General features: G+C 60.1%; 15 protein-coding genes. 9 read left to right on the forward strand and 6 right to left on the reverse strand.

The window, feature by feature from the left end:
- Positions 1–186: 186 nt before the first annotated feature.
- Together ABDX87_RS09085 and ABDX87_RS09090 are read left to right on the forward strand one after the other, a co-directional pair.
- Positions 187–399: a cold-shock protein gene (locus ABDX87_RS09085; protein ID WP_010220199.1), complete on the forward strand. Its 213-nt coding sequence runs from the start codon at positions 187–189 to the stop codon at positions 397–399.
- A gap of 96 nt (positions 400–495) precedes the next feature.
- The gene (locus ABDX87_RS09090; RefSeq protein ID WP_346832561.1) at positions 496–984 is read left to right on the forward strand and encodes an RDD family protein; all 489 of its coding nucleotides are present in this window, start codon (positions 496–498) and stop codon (positions 982–984) included.
- A gap of 49 nt (positions 985–1,033) precedes the next feature.
- On the opposite strand, the gene lptG is transcribed toward ABDX87_RS09090, so the two are convergent.
- A complete protein-coding gene (gene lptG / locus ABDX87_RS09095) occupies positions 1,034–2,095 on the reverse strand; it encodes an LPS export ABC transporter permease LptG (RefSeq protein ID WP_346832562.1) in 1,062 nt (353 codons plus the stop codon).
- Positions 2,088–3,206 (reverse strand): LPS export ABC transporter permease LptF, encoded by a 1,119-nt coding sequence (gene lptF, locus ABDX87_RS09100; RefSeq protein ID WP_346832563.1) that lies wholly within the window; start codon positions 3,204–3,206, stop codon positions 2,088–2,090. The genes lptG and lptF overlap by 8 nt, the downstream gene beginning before the upstream one ends.
- Positions 3,207–3,525: 319 nt before the next feature.
- Between lptF and ABDX87_RS09105 the strand changes: the two genes are divergently transcribed.
- The 5 genes from ABDX87_RS09105 to rlmF all read left to right on the forward strand — a co-directional run bounded on the left by ABDX87_RS09105 (position 3,526) and on the right by rlmF (position 10,154).
- Positions 3,526–5,013 (forward strand): leucyl aminopeptidase, encoded by a 1,488-nt coding sequence (locus ABDX87_RS09105; protein ID WP_346832564.1) that lies wholly within the window; start codon positions 3,526–3,528, stop codon positions 5,011–5,013.
- 70 nt (positions 5,014–5,083) lie between these two features.
- The gene (locus ABDX87_RS09110) at positions 5,084–5,512 is read left to right on the forward strand and encodes a DNA polymerase III subunit chi (protein WP_346832565.1); all 429 of its coding nucleotides are present in this window, start codon (positions 5,084–5,086) and stop codon (positions 5,510–5,512) included.
- A gap of 7 nt (positions 5,513–5,519) precedes the next feature.
- Positions 5,520–5,957, forward strand: a complete 438-nt coding sequence (locus tag ABDX87_RS09115; RefSeq protein ID WP_346832566.1) for a DNA polymerase III subunit chi — start codon at positions 5,520–5,522, stop codon at positions 5,955–5,957.
- A 155-nt stretch (positions 5,958–6,112) separates the two neighbouring features.
- Entirely contained in the window at positions 6,113–8,959 is a 2,847-nt protein-coding gene (locus ABDX87_RS09120) for a valine--tRNA ligase (protein WP_346832567.1), read from the forward strand.
- A gap of 169 nt (positions 8,960–9,128) precedes the next feature.
- Positions 9,129–10,154 carry a 23S rRNA (adenine(1618)-N(6))-methyltransferase RlmF gene (gene rlmF / locus ABDX87_RS09125; protein ID WP_346832568.1) on the forward strand — a complete coding sequence of 342 codons (1,026 nt, stop codon included), beginning with the start codon at positions 9,129–9,131 and terminating at the stop codon, positions 10,152–10,154.
- A gap of 97 nt (positions 10,155–10,251) precedes the next feature.
- On the opposite strand, the gene ABDX87_RS09130 is transcribed toward rlmF, so the two are convergent.
- Entirely contained in the window at positions 10,252–10,533 is a 282-nt protein-coding gene (locus ABDX87_RS09130; RefSeq protein WP_074753768.1) for an HU family DNA-binding protein, read from the reverse strand.
- Between the two features lie 353 nt (positions 10,534–10,886).
- Here ABDX87_RS09130 and yejK point away from each other — a divergent pair, with 353 nt between their 5' ends.
- Both yejK and ABDX87_RS09140 read left to right on the forward strand, forming a co-directional pair.
- On the forward strand, positions 10,887–11,888 hold the full coding sequence (yejK, locus tag ABDX87_RS09135; protein WP_346832569.1) for a nucleoid-associated protein YejK: 1,002 nt from the start codon (positions 10,887–10,889) through the stop codon (positions 11,886–11,888).
- A 4-nt stretch (positions 11,889–11,892) separates the two neighbouring features.
- Complete coding sequence (locus tag ABDX87_RS09140; protein ID WP_346832570.1) at positions 11,893–12,243, forward strand: glutaredoxin family protein; 351 nt, start codon at positions 11,893–11,895, stop codon at positions 12,241–12,243.
- 82 nt (positions 12,244–12,325) lie between these two features.
- Here the strand turns inward: ABDX87_RS09140 and ABDX87_RS09145 are convergent, their stop codons facing one another.
- The 3 genes from ABDX87_RS09145 to ABDX87_RS09155 form a co-directional block, all read right to left on the reverse strand.
- On the reverse strand, positions 12,326–13,258 hold the full coding sequence (locus ABDX87_RS09145; RefSeq protein ID WP_346832571.1) for a glutathione S-transferase family protein: 933 nt from the start codon (positions 13,256–13,258) through the stop codon (positions 12,326–12,328).
- Positions 13,259–13,322: 64 nt separating this feature from the next.
- A complete protein-coding gene (locus ABDX87_RS09150; protein ID WP_346832572.1) occupies positions 13,323–13,649 on the reverse strand; it encodes a GIY-YIG nuclease family protein in 327 nt (108 codons plus the stop codon).
- Positions 13,650–13,695: 46 nt separating this feature from the next.
- Entirely contained in the window at positions 13,696–14,181 is a 486-nt protein-coding gene (locus ABDX87_RS09155) for a nuclear transport factor 2 family protein (RefSeq protein ID WP_346832573.1), read from the reverse strand.
- Between the last annotated feature and the right edge of the window lie 62 nt (positions 14,182–14,243).

Raw genomic sequence — 14,243 nt, forward strand, 5'->3', positions numbered from 1 at the left:
TTTTTTCTCCGAGAGTTAGCGTAGAGTTTCTCAACTGTGTTTGCATAGGTCGCTGGGATCGTGACCTGGGCAGTAGCGCCAAAAGCAATGCTACATCCCGCTCTACGTTTCTTCTTCCTGCAACCAGCCCAGTACTCTTTCGTGTGAAAGGGACTGTCATTAATTTATGCTCCAAGGAATAAGAAAATGTCTCAACGTCAGAGCGGTACCGTTAAGTGGTTTAACGACGAGAAGGGTTTTGGTTTTATCACTCCAGAGAGCGGTCCGGATCTGTTCGTCCACTTCCGCGCTATTCAGGGCAACGGCTTCAAGAGCCTGAAAGAAGGTCAGAAAGTTACCTTCATCGCTGTGCAGGGCCAGAAAGGCATGCAAGCTGACGAAGTCATCGCTGAAGCCTGATAGCTGAAAGCACAAAAGCCCTTGATGGCGACATCAGGGGCTTTTTTATGCCTGCAATTCCGTACACTGCCAGCTCCCCCGTGACGAGCGCCGCCCATGCCTAAACACCTGCTACGTCCACAAGGCGAATTTCCTGCGGCTGGCCTGGGCCGACGATTCGCTGCGATCTTCTATGATGCGCTGCTGTGTGTCGCGCTGCTGATGGTCACCACATTCATTTACAAGCTGATCTGGATGGCCTTTGTCGGCGAAGCCAGGCTGCGCGAGTTGTCCGAGGCCGGCACGCTGGACGGCGACCCGCTGCTCTCGACGATCCTGCTGTTCACGCTGTTCGCCTTCTTCGCCAAATTCTGGACCCACGCAGGCCAGACCCTGGGCATGCAGGTCTGGGGCATCCGCGTGCAGAACCCCGACGGCACCGGCATCAGCCTATGGCAGGCACTGCTGCGTTTTGTGGTCGCCATTGCCTCATGGCTTTGCGTTGGGCTCGGGTTCTTCTGGAGCCTGTTCGACAAGCAGAAACGCAGCTGGCATGACATGTACTCCGAAACACAGCTGGTGCGGATTCCGAGGCAAAAGAAATGACCCACAAAAAAAGCCGACCCTGAGGTCGGCTTTTCATTGCCAGCGGCGATCAACCCGCTCGGCGCAGCAACCAGATGCCTGCCAGGGCGCACACACCCGCCGGCACCAGCACCGCAAACAGCGGCGAGAAGCCAAACACCAGGCTGGACGGGCCCAGCAGGTCCTGCGCGATGCGGAAGGTGAAGCCTACCAGCACGCCCGTGAACACACGCTGCCCCAGCGTCACCGAACGCAGCGGCCCGAAGATGAACGAGATCGCCATCAACACCAGCGCCACCGTCACCAGCGGCTGCAGGATCTTGGTGTAGAACGCCAGCCAGTAACGACCGTTGGCCAGCCCCTGATCGGCCAGATAGCGCGCGTAACCATAAAGGCCGGTCATGGACAACGATTCGGGCGGCAGAACCACCGTGCTCAGCAATTGCGGGCTGAGAGCGATGTCCCAGCGCTCCTCTGGAGCGAAGACCGTGTCAGTACGCCCCTGGTGGAACAACGTGGTGGTCACGTCCTTCAGCAACCAGTAATCGGTCTTGAAATTCGCCTGCTTGGCGAAGCTGGCGCTGAGCATGTGACGTTGATCGTCGAACTTGTATCGGGTCACGCCATACAGCAGACCGTCGGGCTGTACGGTGTTGATGTGGATGAATTCCTCACCCTGACGATGCCACAGACCGTGCCTGGCGCTCTGAGCGTCTCCAGAACCCTGAGCGAGCGAACGTGCGGCCTGAGCCGAGGCTTCGGTCACCGGCGCGACGTATTCGCCAATCAACAGCCCGGCAATCATCAGCACCAGCATCGGCTTCATGACCGCCCAGACGATCCGGCCGATGGAAACACCGGCAGCACGCATGATGGTCAACTCGCTGCTGCTTGCCAGCGCGCCCAGGCCGATCAGGCAGCCGATCAGCGCGGCCATCGGCAGCATGTCGTAAAGACGACGCGGCGCGGTCATCACCACAAAGCTGGTGGCGTCCATCAGGGTGTAGGTGTCGCTGATCTCGCTCATCTCATCGATGAACGCAAACAACGACGCCAGCCCCAGGATGACGCCCAGAACCCCAAGAATGGCAAACAGGACGCTTTTGCCGATGTAGCGATCGAGCTTACCCATGAGCCACCTCCGACACACTGCGGCGACTCGCCATCTTCAAGCGCAACGGCTCCCAATACACCAACGCCAGACCAATCAGCAGAAATATTCCGTGCACCCACCACAGCCCCATCAGTGCGGGTGTCTTGCCTTTCTCCAAGGCGCTGCGGGCCGCAATCAGAATGGTCAGGTAGGCCATGTACAGAAGAATGGCGGGCAACAGCTTCAGGAATCGGCCCTGACGCGGGTTGACGCGCGCCAGCGGCACGGCGATCAACGTCACGATGAAGACCAGGATCGGCAACGACAAACGCCATTGCAGCTCTGCCGAATTACGCAGCGAAGGCTCACCGTTGAGCAACTCACTGGTCGGGATCGCGTCACGGTCAGTGACTTCATCGCTGATGTCGGGCTTGGGTAACAGCGCACCGTAGGTGTCGTACTTGATCACGCGGTAGTCGGCCTGCCCCGGATTGCCATCGTAGCGATAGCCGTTTTCCAGGATCAGATAGCGATTGCCGTCAGGACGAATTTCCTGCCTGCCCTTCTCTCCGACCAGCACGGTGATCCCGTGGTCCTTCTTCTCTTCCAGTTTCTTTTCAGAGATGAACACACCACCAAGATTGATACGGTCGTCGGTCATGGTTTCGGTGTACGTCACCCGACTGCCATCGCGCAGCAGCTGGAAGCGACCTGGCACCAGCGTGTCGAACTCGGTCATCGCATCCTGCTTGTTCAGCAGCAGTTGAAACTGATTGGCGCCCTGTGGTGCGAGGCTGAAACTCAGCCACGCCACGAGCAGCGACACCAGCGCGGCCGGCGCCAGCGTCATCCACAACAGACGCTGCTGGCTCATGCCCGTCGCCGCCAGCACGGTCATTTCGCTTTCGAGGTACAGGCGCCCGTATGCCAGCAAAATGCCGAGGAACAGGCCCAGCGGCAGAATCAGTTGCAGGAACCCTGGCAGACGAAAGCCCATGATCAGAAACAGCACGCCCGGATCGAGTGCGCCGGAGGCGGCCTGGGCGAGGTATTTGATGAAACGGCCACTCATGATGATTACCAGCAGCACCGCGCTGACAGCGCTCAAGGTAACCAGCACTTCTCGGGACAGGTAACGGAAGACAATCAAACCAGACACTCCAGGGTTGTCACGCTCAGGCAGCCTGACAAGGAAATGGATCAGCCATGATGCGCGCGACGGCGAACCACCAAAAAAATATGCGGCATTATCCTGTGATTGGGTGTGTCTGTCACTGCGCGCGCGGGATACTTGCTGAACCGATACTGACACGAGCGTGCCAAACGAGTGCTATCCGGGGTTGTCATCCGACCTTTTGCAGGGTCAAACTGCGGGCCTTGCCGCTGGCATGGCGATGCGAGACACCTCCACTTGCGCCGCGCCGCGTACTCACTTTGCGATAACCCACAGTTTACTCGGGGACCCCGACATGGAATTGGTTGTTAAGAGCGTCAGTGCAGAAACCTTGAAGACCGCCACCCTGGTGGTTGCCGTCGGTGAAGGCCGCACGCTGAGCGATGCTGCAAAAAATGTCGACACCCTGAGCGGCGGCGCGATCAGCGCGGTGCTCAAGCGCGGCGACCTGGCGGGCAAAGTCGGCCAAAGCCTGCTGCTGCACAGCCTGCCCAACCTCAAGGCCGATCGCGTCCTGCTGGTGGGCACCGGTAAAGACCCGGAATTGACGGATCGCCAGTTCCGCAAAATCGTCAGCGGCGTGCTGAACACCCTGAAAAGCCTTGGCGGCACCGATGCAGCCTTCGCGCTGGATCATCTGGCGGTCAAAAACCGTGACGTGTATGGCAAGGCTCGCCTGCTGGTCGAAACCCTGGCCGATGGCGAATACGTGTTCGATCGTTTCAAGAGCCAGAAGGCCGACCCACGCGCCCTGAAAAAAGTAACGCTGCTGACCGCCAAGGCCAGCGTCGCCGACGTCGAGCGCGCCGCCAAACACGCCCAAGCCATCGCAGCCGGCATGGCGGTTACCCGCGATCTGGGCAACATGCCACCGAATATCTGCCACCCGACTTACCTGGGCGAACAAGCCAAGGCACTGGGCAAGGCCAACAAAGGCCTGAAGGTCGAAGTCTTCGACGAGAAGAAAATCGCTGAGCTGGGCATGGGCTCGTTCCTGGCGGTCGGTCAGGGCAGCGCCCAGCCGCCACGCCTGATCGTGATGCAGTACATGAACGGCAAGAAATCCGAGAAGCCGTTCGTTCTGGTCGGCAAAGGCATCACCTTCGACACCGGCGGCATCAGCCTCAAGCCAGGCCTGGGCATGGACGAAATGAAGTTCGACATGTGCGGCGCGGCCAGCGTGTTCGGCACCCTGAACGCGGTGCTGGAACTGCAACTGCCGATCAATCTGGTTTGCATCATCGCTGCCGCTGAAAACATGCCAAGCGGCAACGCGACTCGTCCTGGCGACATCGTCAAGACCATGAGCGGCCAGACCGTCGAGATTCTCAACACCGACGCAGAAGGCCGTCTGGTGCTGTGCGATGCGCTGACCTACGCCGAACGCTTCAAGCCACAGGCCGTGATCGACATCGCGACCCTGACCGGCGCCTGTGTCGTTGCCCTGGGCGGTCACACCACCGGCCTGCTCGGCAACAGCGACACGCTGATCGACCAGGTGCTGGACGCCGGCAAACGCGCTGACGACCGCGCCTGGCAACTGCCACTGTTCGACGAGTACCAGGAGCAACTGGACAGCCCGTTCGCCGACATCGCCAACATCGGTGGCCCGAAAGGCGGCACCATTACTGCGGCCTGCTTCCTCTCGCGCTTCGCCAAGGCCTACGAGTGGGCGCACCTGGACATCGCCGGCACTGCATGGCTGAGCGGCAAGGACAAAGGCGCCACTGGGCGTCCGGTTCCACTGCTGACCCAATACCTGCTCGACCGCGCGGGCGTGTAAAACGCCCCGAAACGCACTGGGCCTTTCTCGCCATAGAGGGGCTCAGTCCGTTTCACGTTTTGGAAGGCCCATGACTCAAGTCGATTTCTACATTCTCCCCAGCGCCGATCCGCTCGCGCGCCTGGACTTCGCCTGCAAGCTCACCGACAAGGCCTGGCGCCTTGGGCATCGCGTCTACCTGCATTGCACTGACGCACAACAGCGCGAAGAACTGGACGCTCGCTTATGGCGGTTCAAGGGCGAAACCTTCGTGCCCCATGGTCCTGTAGAAGACGACAGCGACGCACCCGTGGCACTGGGCATCGGAACCGACCCAGGCACTCATCAGGATTTGCTGGTCAATCTCGACCTGCGCATCCCCGAATTCTTCAAACGATTCGCGCGCATCGCGGAGATCGTGGTGGAAGACCCTGCTATCCGGCTGGCGGCTCGAGAGAGTTTTCGCTTCTACCGTGAACAGGGCTATCCTCTGCAGGATCACCGACTGCAGCGTCTTTGAGCACACGATGGATAATTCAAAAAACCTGAAAGACTCCGCGCACTTGCTGGATGACCTCGAGTCGATCCGCCAGTTGCTCGGCGACGACTCCTTGCAACCGCCCTTGCTGACCGACACCGTCGCCACCGAAGGCCAGATTCCCTTGCTGTTCGACGTGGTCAGCGGCCAGGTCGTCTCTGCCGACGAACGGGATCAGGACATCCCGACGCTGACGCCCGAGCCCGTCGCTACGCCAGCGCCTGCCGCCCCGTCCCCCGCCCAGCCAGAACCTCAGGCCAGCACGCCCAACCCGGACGACCTGCTGCACCTGGACAGCGAACTGCGCGCGGCTGCACAGCTGATCATGCAAGACGTCATCGACGACTTCGCTCCGCACATCGAAAACGAAATCAAACGTCGGCTGGATGCGCGGATGGAAAGGTTGTTGAGTCAGTACAACACCTGAGCCATTCGTTTCTGCCCGAAGGGTGCAGGCGCCTGACGCACGTCCCGGCATTGCCACTCATAAGCTTGCGGCTTACAGCTTGTAGCTTGCAGCTGCCGTGAAAAGCTATACTTCCCGGCTTTTCCGACTGAAAGCAGATCAGGTTCCCGCCGCGCATGGACAAGACCTACCAGCCGCACGCCATCGAAACTTCCTGGTACCAGACCTGGGAGTCAGAGAATTATTTCGCTCCGCAAGGCGCGGGCGACTCGTACACCATCATGATTCCGCCGCCGAACGTCACCGGCAGCCTGCACATGGGCCACGGTTTCAACAACGCGATCATGGACGCACTGATCCGTTTCCGCCGTATGCAGGGGCGTAACACCCTGTGGCAGCCGGGCACCGACCACGCCGGTATCGCCACCCAGATGCTGGTCGAGCGTCAGCTCGAAGCACAGGGCCAGAACCGCCACGATCTGGGTCGCGAGAAATTCCTGGAGAAAGTCTGGGAGTGGAAGGATCAGTCCGGTGGCAACATCAGCCGTCAGATCCGCCGCCTGGGCTCGTCCGTTGACTGGAGCCGCGAGCGCTTCACCATGGACGACGGCCTGTCCGAGGCCGTGAAAGAAGCCTTCGTGCGTCTGCATGAAGACGGCCTGATTTACCGCGGCAAGCGTCTGGTCAACTGGGACACCAAGTTGCACACCGCGATCTCCGACCTCGAAGTGGAAAACCACGACGAGAAAGGCCATCTGTGGAACCTGCGCTATCCGCTGGCGGACGGCGCCAAGACGGCCGAAGGTCTGGATTACCTGATCGTCGCTACCACTCGCCCGGAAACCATGCTGGGTGACGCCGCCGTCGCGGTGAACCCTTCCGATGAGCGCTACAAGGCGCTGATCGGCAAATTCGTCGAGCTGCCATTGGTGGGCCGTCGCATCCCGATCATCGCGGACGACTACTGCGATCCGGAATTCGGCACCGGCTGCGTGAAGATCACTCCGGCTCACGACTTCAACGACTACGAAGTCGGCAAGCGCCACAACCTGCCGCTGCTGAACATCTTCGACAAGAACGCCCACGTGCTGGCCGCCGCTCAGGTGTTCAACCTCGACGGCACCCTGAACGACGCCATCGACGGCGCCTTGCCTGCCCAATACGCAGGCCTGGACCGCTTTGAAGCGCGTAAACAGATCGTCGAGGCGTTCAATGCTGCTGGTTTGCTGGTCAGCGTCGACGACCACGCCCTGAAAGTCCCGAAAGGCGACCGCTCCGGCACCATCATCGAGCCGTGGCTGACCGACCAGTGGTACGTTTCGACCAAGCCGCTGGCCGAACCTGCCATCGCTGCCGTTGAAGACGGTCGCATCGCGTTCGTGCCTAAACAGTACGAAAACATGTACTTCTCCTGGATGCGTGACATTCAGGACTGGTGCATCAGCCGTCAGCTCTGGTGGGGCCACCGCATTCCGGCCTGGTACGACGAATCGGGCAAGGTCTATGTCGGCCGCGACGAAGCCGAGGTGCGCGCCAAGCACAACCTGGGGCCGGACGTTGCGCTGCAGCAAGACAACGACGTACTCGACACCTGGTTCAGTTCGGGCCTGTGGACCTTCTCCACTCTGGGCTGGCCTGAGCAGACCGATTTCCTGAAGACCTTCCACCCGACCGACGTGCTGGTCACCGGCTTCGACATCATTTTCTTCTGGGTGGCCCGGATGATCATGCTCACCATGCATTTGGTGAAGAACGAAGACGGCACCGCACAGGTTCCGTTCAAGACCGTTTATGTGCACGGTCTGGTGCGCGACGGTCAGGGCCAGAAGATGTCCAAGTCCAAGGGCAACGTCCTGGACCCGCTGGACATCATCGACGGCATCGAGCTGGAAGCCCTGGTGCAGAAGCGCACCTCGGGCATGATGCAGCCCAAGCTGGCGAAGAAGATCGAAAAGCAGACGCGCGACGAGTTCGCTGACGGCATCGCCAGCTATGGCACCGATGCCCTGCGCTTTACCTTCTGCTCACTGGCGTCCACCGGTCGCGACATCAAGTTCGACATGGGCCGCGTCGAGGGCTACCGCAACTTCTGCAACAAGATCTGGAACGCCGCGCGCTATGTGCTGGACAAAGGCGAAGACTGCGGCCAGAACGGCGAAGCCTTCGAGCTTTCGCTGCCGGATCGCTGGATCATTTCGCAATTGCAGCGCACCGAAGCCGAAGTGACCCGCCAGCTGGATCAGTTCCGTTTCGACCTCGCCGCGCAAGTGCTGTACGAGTTCATCTGGAACCAGTATTGCGACTGGTACCTGGAACTGTCCAAGCCTGTGCTGTGGGACGAAAACGCGCCGGTCGAACGTCAGCGCGGGACCCGTCGCACGCTGGTTCGCGTGCTGGAAGTGGCGCTGCGTCTGGCGCATCCGTTCATGCCGTTCATCACCGAAGAGATCTGGCAGCGCCTGGCGCCCCTGGCCGGTGTCGAAGGCAAGACCATCATGCTGCAACCTTGGCCGGTGGCGAACGAGTCGCGCATCGACGCGGCTGCCGAAGGCGATATCGAGTGGCTCAAAGGCGTGATGCTCGGCGTGCGCAACATTCGCGGCGAGATGAACATCGGCCCGGGCAAGCCTCTGCAGTTGTTCCTCAAGAACGTCGGAGCTGAAGACCAGCGTCGCCTGAACGAGAACGAACACCTGCTCAAGAAGCTGGCCAAGATCGAGTCCTTCACCGTCCTGGCCGCAGGCGCCGAAGCACCGCTGTCGGCGACCGCGCTGGTCGGCGAGATGGAAGTGCTGGTGCCGATGGCCGGCCTGATCGACAAAGGCGCAGAGCTCGCGCGTCTGGACAAGGAAATCCAGCGCCTGCAGGGCGAAGTGCAACGGGTGGGCGGCAAGCTGTCCAACGCGGCGTTCGTCGACAAGGCACCGCCTGAAGTCATCGCCAAGGAACGCGCCAAGCTGACCGAGGCCGAACAGGCACTGGGCAAGCTGGCTGAACAGCACGCTCGAATCTCGAGTTTGTAAGTGAAAAAATTCAGCCAGCCCGATACCGGGCTGGCTGAATCCTGAACCCTGTAGGAGCGCGCTTGCCCGCGATTGCTTGATGTCTGCGCCGTTGTTGGTGGCTGACACACCGCAATCGCGGGCAAGCGCGCTCCTACAGGGTTTTGTGTTTTGACCGGAAACCTGCGTAATGAATAAACCCGCGCCACCCAAACCACCGCGCAAAAAGCCCAAACCCGCGCCAGCAACCAAGACTGCCGAGCCGCGTGAAAAGGCCAGCCTGCACCCGCGCAATCGTCATCAGGGCCATTACGACTTTCCTCGCCTGATCAAAAGCAGCCCGGAGCTGGGCACGTTCGTGATCACCAACCCTTACGGGAAGGAAAGCATAGACTTCGCCAACCCGGCCGCCGTGCGTGTGTTCAACCGGGCGTTGCTCAAGGCCTTCTACGGCATCGCGCATTGGGACATCCCGGCGGATTACCTGTGCCCACCTATCCCCGGTCGCGCCGATTACGTGCATTTTCTGGCTGATCTGCTCGCCGAACCCAACGAGGGCGTCATTCCCCGTGGTGCAGCGGTCAAAGCGCTGGACGTCGGTACCGGAGCCAACTGCATTTACCCGCTGATTGGTCACAGCGACTACGGCTGGCACTTTGTAGGGTCGGACATCGACAAGATCGCCCTCGCCTCGGCAGCCACCATCGTCAAGGCGAACAACCTGGGCAAGGCCATCAGCCTGCGCCAGCAAAACAATCGCAAACTCATCCTCACCGACCTGTTGCACGCCGATGAGCGTTTCGACGTAACCCTGTGCAATCCGCCCTTCCACGCCTCGGCAGAGGAAGCCTTGCGCGGCAGTCAGCGCAAATGGCGCGCGCTGGGCAAGGCCGACCCCAAGCGCAAACTGCCCGTGCTGAACTTCGGCGGTCAAGCGGCTGAGTTGTGGTGCGAAGGCGGCGAGTCGCGCTTCGTGACACAACTGATCAACGAGAGCGCACTGATCCCGGGTCAGGTGCTGTGGTTCAGCACACTGGTCTCAAAAGCCTCCAACCTGCCGTTGATTCAAAGCACGCTGAAGAAAGTCGGCGCCGTCGAGAGCAGGGTTGTGGAGATGTCCCAAGGCCAGAAGCAGAGCCGCTTCGTCGCCTGGACCTTTCAGGACAAGGCGCAGCAGGCTGTCTGGCGAGCTGAGCGTTGGGGCAGCACGAAATGAGCCGTAGACGCAGCGCTCCTGCGGCTGAATCCCGGGCATAAAAAAACCGTGTCCGGATCGCTCCGTCACACGGTTTCTCTTACAAGCAGCGTTTTGCTTACTTGTTGACCGAGTCAGTCAGCACTTTGGCTGGAACGAACTTGACCACTTTCTTGGCAGCGATTTCGATGGCTGCGCCAGTCGAAGGGTTACGGCCGGTGCGAGCAGGACGCTCGGTGATTTTCAGTTTGCCGATGCCTGGCAGAGTGATTTCACTACCGGATTCCAGTTGGTCAGCGACGATTTGGCCCAATTGGTCGAGAGCGTTGCGCGCGGTGGTTTTTGGCGCGTCGATAGCTTCTGCGATATCGGCGATCAATTGGTCTTTAGTCAGAGCCATGGTGGTGTTCCTTCCCTATCAAATTCATATGGTTTGCAGAGTGTGTACAGACGCGAAATGTAGATACCGAAATCGGCCTTTGGTTCGGCCGGACGCCCACAAACTGCGTGCTTCGCGCGCTTCAGTGCGCAAGACCGGGCAAAACTAGCACAGAGCCAAGCAAATATCCGCACCTACCTACCCATTTGGTCAGCTTTATCACGTCTGAAGCGTAAAAAAATCGTATAACGCGGTTTTGAGCAGTGTTTTCGGCCTTCCCGGGCCGATCCGTGGCTGGTCTGCGGTACACTTGCCGACTTTCGCACGGGCCCTGCCTCCACCCGTTCAGTTCCACTTCAAAGGCCGAGAATTCCATGCCGATCCGTCATGCCATCGTTCACCTGATCGACAAGAAACCCGACGGTACGCCCGCAGTCCTCCACGCTCGAGACTCCGAACTCGCCGAGTCCCAGGCCATCGAGAACATGCTGGCCGACCTCAACGAGAGCTACAACGCCAAACAGGGCAAAGCCTGGGGTTTGTTCCATCCGGAATCGGGTGCTCATCCGTTCAGCGGCTGGCTGAAGGAATACCTCGATGAGGGCAAGGACTTCACCGCGTTCAGCCGCGTTTCTGTCGAGCATCTGCAGAAGCTGATGGAAGAGTCCAACCTGTCGGTCGGCGGCCATGTGCTGTTCGCCCATTATCAACAGGGCATGACTGAGTACCTGGCCATCGCCCTGCTGCATCACAGCGAAGGCGTTGCGGTCAACGAAGCGCTGGACGTCACGCCTTCCCGGCATCTGGATCTGGGCCAGCTGCACCTGGCGGCGCGGATCAACATCTCGGAGTGGCAGAACAACAAGGCGTCCAAGCAATACATCTCGTTCATCAAAGGCAAGAACGGCAAGAAGGTCTCGGAATACTTCCGCGACTTCATCGGTTGCCAGGAAGGGGTCGACGGTCCCGGCGAGACGCGTACCCTGCTCAAGGCGTTCAGCGACTTCGTCGAGAGCGAGGACCTGCCCGAGGAGCAGACCCGTGAGAAAACCAAGGCGCTGGTCGATTACGCCAGCAGCCAGAGCAAAATGGGCGAGCCCATTGCCCTCGAAGAACTCTCCGGCCTGATCGACGAAGACCGCCCGCGTGCGTTTTACGAGCACATTCGCAACAAGGACTACGGCCTGTCGCCGGAAATTCCAGCCGATAAGCGCACGCTTAACCAATTCCGCCGCTTTACCGGCCGTGCCGAAGGGTTGTCGATCAGCTTCGAAGCGCACCTGCTGGGCGACAAGATCGAGTATGACGAAGAAAAAGGCACGCTGATCATCAAAGGCCTGCCGACGCAGCTCACCGACCAGTTGAAAAGGCGCTGACAGCATGCTCGTGCGTACGCTGAAGAAGTTCGTGCTGATCCTGCTGGTCGTCGTGGTGTACCAGAACTGGGGCAAGATCGAACACTTCGTCAATCCGTCCCAGGCGGTGTCATCACAAGCCCAGGCGCACGCCAGGGTGACGCTCTACGCCACCGACTGGTGCGGCTACTGCAAACAGACCCGGCGTTTCCTGGACAGCAAGGGCATCCCTTACACCGAATACGACATCGAGAAGTCGCCCGAAGGGCGTAAAGCCTACGAGGCACTCGGTGGACGGGGCATCCCTCTGATCGACGTGAACGGCACGCTGATCAGAGGATTCTCACCGGATGAAATCCTGGCGGCGTTGAAGTAAATCAGGGCATCGGCATCTGCGTTGCCCTGTTAGCCGACAAGGCGTGTTGTCAGCCACGCCTGATTTCAATCACCCGGAATGCTCAGCGCTTCTCCAGCCGAAAGCCGAAACGCGGGAAGTGCACATGCACGACGCCTGCACGCTCATCTTCGCGACGCAGGATGATCTCTTCGCGACCGCTGAATACCAACTCGCCATGCACCGCGTCTACCCCGTAATCCACCGCAGACACGCTGACCTGCTGCCCCACCTCGAATCCGTTCGGATCGGTGAAGACTTCATCGGGCAGCGGCGCTGGCGATGCGTTGCGCGCGATCTCGATGGCGTCGGCCGGGCTCAACTCACTGGCCGCGCCATGACCAAATCCCATCACGCGCTGATACCAGGCCAGCACCGCCGGATAGTCATCGACAAAGGGAGCGGTTACAGGTGTCTGCTTGAGGAACCACAGGGTATGAGCGACGGAAAAGTCAGCAATCGACGGAACGCCCAACAGGAAATCACCGTTGCGCTCCAACTGCGTCTCGAGGCGCCCCATCAACGTCGGCCATTGATGCTGCGCCAGTTCAAGAGGCACACGCGTTGCCGTACCACCGTCGAAAAGCGTCGCGCGATCGGCCACAAAGGCTTTCACGCCCTCAGGCGGTACTTTGGCGAAGCGCACCGCCAGCGACGCCGGCTGAAACACCAGACTGACCGAGTGCAGGAACAGCACGGTGTCCGCCCAGTTCGCCAGGCTCGCCGACGTGAATTCCTGGCCTTCGGGGAAAAACGCCGGCGATGACTTTTCAGCTTCGAGGCGGCGGGCGATGAGCGCGGTATCACAGTAGATATCGGCACCGACCTGCAGCACCGGGGTTTTACGATAGCCACCGGTCAGCGCAGTGACGTCAGGTTTGGGCATGATCGGGGGGACGGTTACCGAACGCCACGACAGCCCCTTGAAGCCGAGCATCAAGCGCGCTTTCTCGGAGAACAGGGACGTTGGGTAATGATGAAGAATCAGTTCTGACATGCTTCGGTCCATCCGCAGGGATAAACCAGCAGCTTAGCTGCCTGGGCGCGCGTGGCCTACCCGCTCAGGCTGATGGCGCCGCATCACCGCTGTGGATAAAGCTCGCCGCCAGCGCTTCTTTGGCCTGTTTGCGCAGTTTCTTGATCAGGCGTTCCTGGCGCAGCGCTTCGCCTTTGTCACGGCACGCTTCGACATACACCAGTGCCACGGCGGGGCTTGAAAAGAAAAAGCGTGCGCCCTTGCCGCTCTGATGTTTCTGGAATCGGCGATGAGGGTCGTCACTGATGCCGCAGTACAGAGACCCGTTGGCGGCGCGCACCAGGTAGACGAACCATGGCTTCGGTGTAGAAGACTCCGGTAGTGAATCGACGGCGGCGGCAGTGTCAGGCATTTGAGATTGAGCGGCAAAGACGAAGTGGGCCGATTCTAACAGAGCCTCAGCGCCCTGCCTGAAACGCCTTCAGGCCTTTTTGCGCTTGCGCACGGATGGCGTTCTGCACGAATGGCGTCCAGCCCAGCAAGGCCCCTTTGGCCCCGAGTGCCTGACGCGACCAGCGCCACAGATCGAAATGGTCGTGATGCTCACAGATTTTGCCGTCGCGAAAGACGAACCTCGCCTGGATGTCGTTGATCACCGTACGACCGGTCTGGCTGAACAGGTAGGTCGCGACCCAGTGCGCGCCGCCGGAGCGTTCGTCAGCTCGGACCTGATCGAAACGGACAGAAAAATCCCTCGCCCTTGACGTCAGCATGCGCCACATATCACCGGCCTCGCGACCGCGTAGCTCGCCGAAGACGGGGTCGCTGAACAACACATCCTCCGTGTAGCAGGACGCCATGGCTTCGGCATCCAGGCGATTGAAGGCATCGTAGAACCGGTAGATCAGGTCGGTGTTGGATTGACTCTGATTGAGGTCGCTCATGCGTGGGGCATCCATGGGAAGAGATGACTGCACGATAAGCGCCAATCGACTCTTTTGCCATG

Source organism: Pseudomonas abietaniphila (assembly GCF_039697315.1).
GTDB classification, from domain to species: Bacteria; Pseudomonadota; Gammaproteobacteria; order Pseudomonadales; family Pseudomonadaceae; genus Aquipseudomonas; species Aquipseudomonas abietaniphila_B.